The sequence below is a fragment of the Rhodobaculum claviforme genome, assembly GCF_016653255.1.
GTDB lineage: Bacteria > Pseudomonadota > Alphaproteobacteria > Rhodobacterales > Rhodobacteraceae > Rhodobaculum > Rhodobaculum claviforme.
The window spans coordinates 1-6,705 of sequence record NZ_NHSD01000220.1; the positions used below are offsets into that span (position 1 = coordinate 1).

Here is a 6,705-nt window from a genome sequence, read left to right on the forward strand (position 1 = left end):
TCTCAAGCTCCTTCAGCCGCTTCACCTGGTCGGTCTTCAAGCCGCCAAATTCCTTGCGCCGACGGTAGCAGGTGAACGGCGTCACGCCGATCGTGCGCACAGCCTCGGCCACCGACCGGCCCTGCGACACCAACACGTCGACCTGCCGGCGCTTCGCGACGATCTCCTCCGGCTGTGCTTCTGCTGGGGCATCCCTGCATCCTCCGTCGGGCTCGAAAGCCTACCTCAGGGAGGACCACTTTTCAGGGGGCAGGCCAGCACTGCGCAGGCCTTGCCGCCTCAAGCAGATCAACGGGTCCTGATCTGTCCTCGTGAAGATGGGTGTCTCTTGGCACGCGGTCGGGCCCCGACGCCGGGGTGGCGTCGCCGTCAGCACGACTCTGCGTTCGGAGCGCGATGGCGCGCGGCAGGTCCTTGCCAACGGCGTCGGCCACCCGGGTCAAGGACAGGCAAAGCGTCCTCGAAAACAGACGCATTGCGTCACCCCGAAGTCACGGCCTGTCAGACCCTGGCCGCGCCCCGGCGCGCAGATCCGCCGCCCCTTGCCCATCCGGGCGCCGCGCGGGCCTCGGGGAGAGATGCGGACGAATCGGCCCTCCCGACGCGGGCAGCCGCCGCGCCCGCCCATACCATCCGACGACCGCACCGCCCCCTCGCCAGGGTTGAATCGTCCTACCCTGACTGGGGCCGCACTTCGGGATACGATTTCCACTTGCGCGCACCGGACGGATTGCTTAAACGGCCAGCGTCAGCCCAGAAGCGGCTCTGGCCCGTTCGTCTATCGGTTAGGACGCCAGGTTTTCAACCTGGAAAGAGGGGTTCGATTCCCCTACGGGCTGCCATATATATGATTTACACACGCCCCTTCAGATAGACACAGATTTTCCCCCAACTTATCGGAAAGGTTGGAAGATTCCCGTTCCGATTTCGGCCCGGTGATGCGCCCCACGGCGCTGTCCGTCTGCCGTCGCCGATCCACCCGCTTCGTGTGGGTCGCCGCCTCTTTCGGGCTGGCGTGGGCGAGGACGCTCATGACCTCGAACTCGGTCCCCCGGCGTGGGCGATCGCCGTCGCCTGCCCCCTGCGGATGCCTTGGAGGGTGCAGTGCGGCAGGCCCGCGGCGCGGCACTGGTCCCGGTACAAGTTACCCAGCGTCTCGGGCCTGAAGGCGTGCACCCACGACGACCGGATCGAGGTCTTCCTCGGCGCCATGCAGATCATGGGTCGATGTTGACGAAGGCGGCTTCAACCTGTCGCAGCGGAAGAAAGGGTGCAGCCCTGGTGCCTGATCCTCCCCGACTGGAAGCCGCGATGCAGACCCGGGAGAAGCGGCCCGGGCCGTTCCTGTTGCAAGACAGCGGCAAGAACGCAGGGAAGCCGGGGACCGCAAATCAGATGTGGAAGATTTTCGACAAGGCGCGAGAGGCGCACCCGGAGCTTGGGGGCGCAGCCTGGAGTGGTCTGCGCGCGAACGCGGTGATCCGCCTTCGGCCGCATGGCCACACGGGTCACCGGATCTCCGACATGGCGGGAATCCCGGTGGAGAGGATCGAAGGCTGAAACCGACAGGCAGGGCGGACGGCGCGCGATCACGCGGTGCGGCGCAACCTACAAGAGCGCAAGCGGGACCAGGCTGTGAGGTGAGAGGGACAGCAAGCCAGATGCCTGACGATGGAAGGATAAGGTTCGGGTTATACCAACCTTAAGCATCGTTCAGCCCGCCTACCGACGGACAATTATTTGATTTCAATTGATATTCCGATATCACCATTTCCCACTATAAACCTTCCACGCGGAAAACGGAAGTTGCGGAAGTGCTTCTGAGCCAGAACCTCCACAGGTGTCAAGCGACACCCAGTCTTACGAGGTGTCGCGCAACGGAGCGCCCCCGACGGTCCCTCCTTACGCAGGGAAACCCCGCCCGATGCTCCCACCATCACGGCCGACGCTGACGAGGAACAGGGCATGAGGAGACGGTCCGGCTCCCATCCCCGCGCGGCTTGCCCACAGGTCCCCCCCGCGCGCGCCGCCGCGCCAGCGCTATGGGGCGCGCTTGGCGCCGCGCGCGGGTCCCCCCCCGTGGACAACCCACGCTCACGACGGCACCATTGACCAGCGGGGGAAAACCCCACAATGAAAAAGCGCCTCGCAGGCCCTCAGACGGGGGTGGCCGGATGCCCGTGGAATCGCTGGCCGGATGCCGTGGAATGCGCAACTTGGTGTTCAGCCCGCCCTTCGTGCGCCCGATCTAGCGCCCGCGCTTGTCGTCTCGACCCCATTTTTTTCGCCCGCAGGCTCGGCGTGGCCGAGCGGCGCACCCAAACATACACCCGAAACGGCACCACGTCACTGTTTGCCGCCCTCGACATTGCCACCGGAGCGGAATCCGGAAGTGCTACAAACGCCACCGCGCGACAGATTCCTCGACTTCCTCGAGGAACTCGACCGCAGGATGCTTGAGGGGCGGGACGTGCATCTCTTGATGGATAACTACGCCACCCATAAGACGCCGAGGGTCAGGGCCTGGCTGGCGCGCCGTCTGCACTTGTACGTGCATTTCACACCCACATCGGCAAGCTGGCTGAACCAGGTTGAACGCTGGTTTGCCGAGTTGACCCGCAAGCAGATCCAACGCGGCGTCCACCGCTCCGTCGCGGACCTCGAAGCCGATATCGCCGCATTTATTGACCCCCACAACCAGAACCCCAAACCCTACGAGTAGGACAAGTCCGCCGACGAAACCCTCGCCTCCGTCAAAAGGTTCTGCCAGAAAACACTGGCAGGAACTTCAGACTCGGGTGACTAGGCTCAGGACCCATTGATCTGCTTACGGCTCGCCGGTTGGCGTGATTCACGGCCCTCGATCAACGGGGGGCATGATGAGCAATCTGTTCTGGCTGACGGACGCGCAGATGGCGCGGCTACGACCGTTCTTTCCCAAGAGTCATGGTAAGCCGCGGGTCGATGACCGACGTGTGCTGAGCGGGATAATCTTCATCAACCGCAATGGCTTGCGCTGGTGCGACGCGCCGAAGGAATACGGGCCGCACAAGACCCTCTACAATCGCTGGAAGCGCTGGAGCGAGAGGGGCGTGTTCGCCCGGATCCTCGCGGGACTGGCCGCCGAGGAGCCCGAGGAGAAGACGGCGATGATCGACGCGACCTATCTCAAGACGCACCGGACAGCGACCAGCCTGCGGGTGAAAAAGGGGGGCGTGGACGCCTGATCGGCCGCACCAAGGGCGGGATGAACACCAAGCTGCACGCCGTGACCGACAGCCAAGGGCGTCCGATCCAGTTCTTCATCACGGCCGGCCAGGTCAGCGATTACGTCGGCGCGCGGGCGCTGTGCGGCTCCCTGCCGGCGGTCGAGTGGCTGATTGCCGACCGGGGATACGACGCCGACTGGTTCCGAGAAGCGTTGCAGGACAAGGGGATACGGCCCTGCATCCCCGGCCGGAAGTCCCGAGGGAAGGCGGTTCGCAACGACAAAAGGCGGTATAAGCGCCGCAATCGCATCGAGATCATGTTCGGCCGACTGAAGGACTGGCGGCGCATTGCAACCCGCTACGACAGATGCCCGAAGGTCTTCATGTCCGCCATCGCGCTGGCTGCAGCCGTCATCTTCTGGCTATGAGAAAGAACGAGTCCTGACCCTAGCTAATTTTTGACTGCCCGTCCGGTTGAGAGCAATGAGGCGGTTGCCGAACTCTCCGATCCACGTCAGATAATTAGTAGCCGTTATCTGGCGTTGAACCACGCTTGATGTTGCGACCGCGCGGTGCGTGAGGCATTGCTCTAAGAAGCGTCTCTCGTTGACGCGCTCGACGCGCAGCAGGGCGCGTAGATCGCTTACACGGTAGTGCAGGAATGACTCAAGATCGGCCACTTCCTGAAGATTTAGACACTCCCCCTCGATCATCGCCGAATAGAAGTCGATTCCCCGATAGATCGCCCACAGCTCGAGCGCCGTGATGTGGGTTAGCATCGTGTGGATGGTATCGGGTGTGTAGCCTGCATCCCGTGCCGCGCTTGCTGCCCACATCCATGGATAGTCGGCCGGGTGACCGTCTTCTCGGTAGACACAAAACAACGTCTCGCCGCGGAGCTGGCCAGAGGTCCAGGGGCGCCGCTTGATGTGTCCGATAGGCTTCAAGAGTTCCACCGTCGCCAAGGTACTATCGGAACCTACGCATGCCGGAGGCCGTGCGCGCAAGGGCTATTCTTTACCCCAAAAAAAACCGATCAGAATCAAGACGTTAAGTCTGGGAATTTCTCGAAATTTGGCAAGGTGGGTGTAGTGCAGGCTTCTGTTGCCAGGTGCCTGCGGACCCCGCCAGACGCTGCTACACGCCTGGGCTTAGGTTTCGATGTCGCTACTGCTTACGCAGCAACGGCCACCGGAGCACGGTTGTCATTGGCAACTGTACTTTTCGGACCGATAACGGTGGTACCTCACCGGGACAAAGCCACTCCTTTACACGTTCGTCGATCCTGTTTCGGCCCCAAACTCCCCCAATGAGGGGTTATGGTGGAGCCGCCGGGTACCGCCCCCGGGTCCGATCCGCTTATTCCGAGCGCGTTTATGTCCATAGTCCCGTTGCCGGAACATCCCAAAGATACGCATCCCGCCCCGGCGTTTCAAGCCTGCCCGTGCAGGGCGCCGCGCACCACGTTGCGCCGCTGTGCCCGGCATGCCACTGTCGCGGCGTGCGACCGCAGGGAGGGGGCATGCACGCGACATTGCGCATCGGCGACCGGCTGAGGGGGATGGGCCGGCCGCATTGGCTGGCGCTGTACGGCGGTGTTCTGGCGGCCTGGGGCCTGCTGTTTGCCATGCAGATGCCGCCCGAGATGGCCGCCGCCGCGCGGCTGGGCGGCGCCTCGTGGTGGGAGGCGTTGTGCGCGCCCGCCCCGGGGCTGGCGGGGGCGCCGTCGGTGTTCGTGATGTGGGCGCTGATGGCGGGTGCGATGATGGCGCCCACAGCCCTGCCGGCGCTGGCGACGTGGGATGACCTGCGCATGGCGGGGGCGCGCGGATTCGGGGCGCTTCTGGCGGGGTATCTGGCGGTCTGGCTGGGCTTTGCGCTGCTGGCCACGGCCGCGCAGCTGGCGCTGGCGGGCGCGGGGCTGGTGTCGGCACTGGGCGAGAGCGTCTCGCAGCCGCTGACGGCGGCGCTGCTGGCGTGCGCGGGGCTTTGGCAGTTCTCCCCCCTCAAGGAGGCCTGCCTGAGCCGCTGCCGCCGTCCGCTGGTGCTGTTCATGGCGCATTGGCAGGACGGGCCGTGGCGGATCGGGCTGCGGCTGGGGCTGGTGTGCCTGGGTTGCTGCTGGGCGCTGATGGCACTGGCGTTCGTGGGCGGGACCATGAACCTGATCTGGATGGGCGGCGCGATGGCGCTGATGACGCTGGAGAAGCTGCCGCAGCTGGGGCGCCCGCTGACCCGGCCCGTGGGGGCCGCGCTGCTGGGGGCGGCGGTGGCCGCGCTGCTGGTTTGACATGACGAAAGAGGGGGAGGACATGACCACAACACTTCAACAGCTGCCCGTGGGGCAGGTTCCGTGGGAAATCCGGGGCGAATTGATCCTGAACTGCAACTGCACGGTGTTCTGCCCCTGCGTGGTCTCGCTGGGCAAGCACGCCCCCACCGAGGGCTACTGCCAGGCCTGGGCCGGCGTGCGCATCGACGAGGGGCACTATGGCGACACGCCGCTGTCGGGCCTCAACGTCGGGCTGTTGCTGGAGATCCCCGGCCTGATGGCGCGCGGAAACTGGACGGCCGCGGCCTTCATCGATGACCGCGCGGGGCCCGAGGCCCACGAGGCGCTGGTCCACATCTTTTCCGGCGCCGCGCGCGGCACGACGGGGCTGTTCGGGATGCTGGTCAGCGACTTCCTCGGCGCCGAATCCGCCCCCGTCACGTTCGAGACCGAAGGCAAGACCCGCCGCCTGACCGTGGGCAGGAAGATCCAGGGCGAGGTCGTGCCCGTGCGCGGCGCCGACCCCGACCAGGACATCGTGGTGCGCAACACCGAATACTGGATGGGCCCCGACATCACGGTCGCCACCGCCACCAGGGGGCGTGTGCGCGCCTTTGGCCGGGTGTGGGACTTCGACGGACGCTCGGCCGAAATCTGCGCGATCGACTGGCGCGGCCCCGGCCGCTGATGCGGCCGCCGACAGGGCCCGGATACGGAAGGAACACGACATGACATTCCGCGCGGTACTTCTGGAACGCGATGGCGACGGCCCGGCCACGGCCTCGGTGCAGACGCTGAAGGACGACCGCCTGCCGGCGGGCGATGTGACGGTGGCGATCGAACACACCACCGTGAACTACAAGGACGGGCTGTGCCTGTCGCCCAAGGGCGGCGGGCTGGTGCGCGACTATCCCCATGTGGGCGGCATCGATTTCGCCGGCGTGGTGGAGGCATCGGACGATCCCCGCTACGCGCCGGGCGACCGGGTGGTGCTGACCGGCTGGCGGGTGGGCGAGCGTCACTGGGGCGGGTTCGCCGAAAAGGCACGGGTGCGCGCCGACTGGCTGGTGCCGCTGCCGCAGGGCATGACCACACGGCAGTGCATGGCGGTGGGCACCGCGGGCTTCACCGCGATGCTGGCGGTCATGGCGCTGGAGGATCACGGCCTGACGCCAGGCGCGGGGCCGGTGCTGGTGACAGGGGCCGCGGGCGGGGTGGGGTCGG

The 6,705-nt window shown here is 65.8% G+C and carries 6 protein-coding genes, 1 tRNA gene, 1 other RNA gene and 2 pseudogenes; 7 read left to right on the plus strand and 3 right to left on the minus strand.

Annotation, left to right across the window (positions count from 1 at the left end; translation table 11 throughout):
* Positions 1-192 (minus strand): annotated as a pseudogene (locus CCR87_RS07785) (IS3 family transposase); the annotation flags it as partial.
* Positions 193-767: 575 nt separating this feature from the next.
* On the opposite strand from CCR87_RS07785, the gene CCR87_RS07790 reads away from it, so the two are divergent.
* From CCR87_RS07790 to CCR87_RS07805, 4 genes and pseudogenes are all read left to right on the plus strand, one after another.
* A tRNA-Glu gene (locus CCR87_RS07790) sits at positions 768-842 on the plus strand.
* A 469-nt stretch (positions 843-1,311) separates the two neighbouring features.
* On the plus strand, positions 1,312-1,560 hold the full coding sequence (locus tag CCR87_RS07795) for a hypothetical protein (protein ID WP_201156983.1): 249 nt from the start codon (positions 1,312-1,314) through the stop codon (positions 1,558-1,560).
* A gap of 738 nt (positions 1,561-2,298) precedes the next feature.
* Positions 2,299-2,806: pseudogene (locus CCR87_RS17215) on the plus strand (IS630 family transposase); the annotation flags it as partial.
* A 73-nt stretch (positions 2,807-2,879) separates the two neighbouring features.
* Positions 2,880-3,637, plus strand: a protein-coding gene (locus CCR87_RS07805; RefSeq protein WP_201156985.1) for an IS5 family transposase whose coding sequence is annotated in 2 segments (ribosomal slippage) — positions 2,880-3,201 and positions 3,201-3,637 — 759 coding nt in all. Because the reading frame shifts where the segments join, the coding sequence is not laid out codon by codon here.
* Here CCR87_RS07805 and CCR87_RS07810 read toward each other — a convergent pair.
* On the minus strand, positions 3,632-4,165 hold the full coding sequence (locus CCR87_RS07810; RefSeq protein ID WP_201156986.1) for a hypothetical protein: 534 nt from the start codon (positions 4,163-4,165) through the stop codon (positions 3,632-3,634). The genes CCR87_RS07805 and CCR87_RS07810 overlap by 6 nt on opposite strands.
* A gap of 134 nt (positions 4,166-4,299) precedes the next feature.
* Positions 4,300-4,649: a transfer-messenger RNA gene (gene ssrA / locus CCR87_RS07815) on the minus strand.
* An 82-nt stretch (positions 4,650-4,731) separates the two neighbouring features.
* On the opposite strand from ssrA, the gene CCR87_RS07820 reads away from it, so the two are divergent.
* From CCR87_RS07820 to CCR87_RS07830, 3 genes are all read left to right on the plus strand, one after another.
* On the plus strand, positions 4,732-5,499 hold the full coding sequence (locus tag CCR87_RS07820; RefSeq protein ID WP_242511914.1) for a DUF2182 domain-containing protein: 768 nt from the start codon (positions 4,732-4,734) through the stop codon (positions 5,497-5,499).
* A gap of 22 nt (positions 5,500-5,521) precedes the next feature.
* Positions 5,522-6,169, plus strand: coding sequence for a DUF1326 domain-containing protein (locus CCR87_RS07825; RefSeq protein WP_201156987.1), 648 nt, complete (start codon positions 5,522-5,524; stop codon positions 6,167-6,169).
* A gap of 40 nt (positions 6,170-6,209) precedes the next feature.
* Positions 6,210-6,705 (plus strand): alcohol dehydrogenase catalytic domain-containing protein (locus CCR87_RS07830; protein WP_420850156.1); only part of this gene is annotated, 496 nt, incomplete at its 3' end.

What these genes read in the sequence shown, in the direction of transcription:
- CCR87_RS07825 (WP_201156987.1), top strand. Translation starts at nt 5,522, where the DNA reads ATGACCACAACACTTCAACAGCTGCCCGTGGGGCAGGTTCCGTGGGAA.
- CCR87_RS07795 (WP_201156983.1), top strand. Translation starts at nt 1,312, where the DNA reads ATGCAGACCCGGGAGAAGCGGCCCGGGCCGTTCCTGTTGCAAGACAGC.
- CCR87_RS07820 (WP_242511914.1), top strand. Translation starts at nt 4,732, where the DNA reads ATGCACGCGACATTGCGCATCGGCGACCGGCTGAGGGGGATGGGCCGG.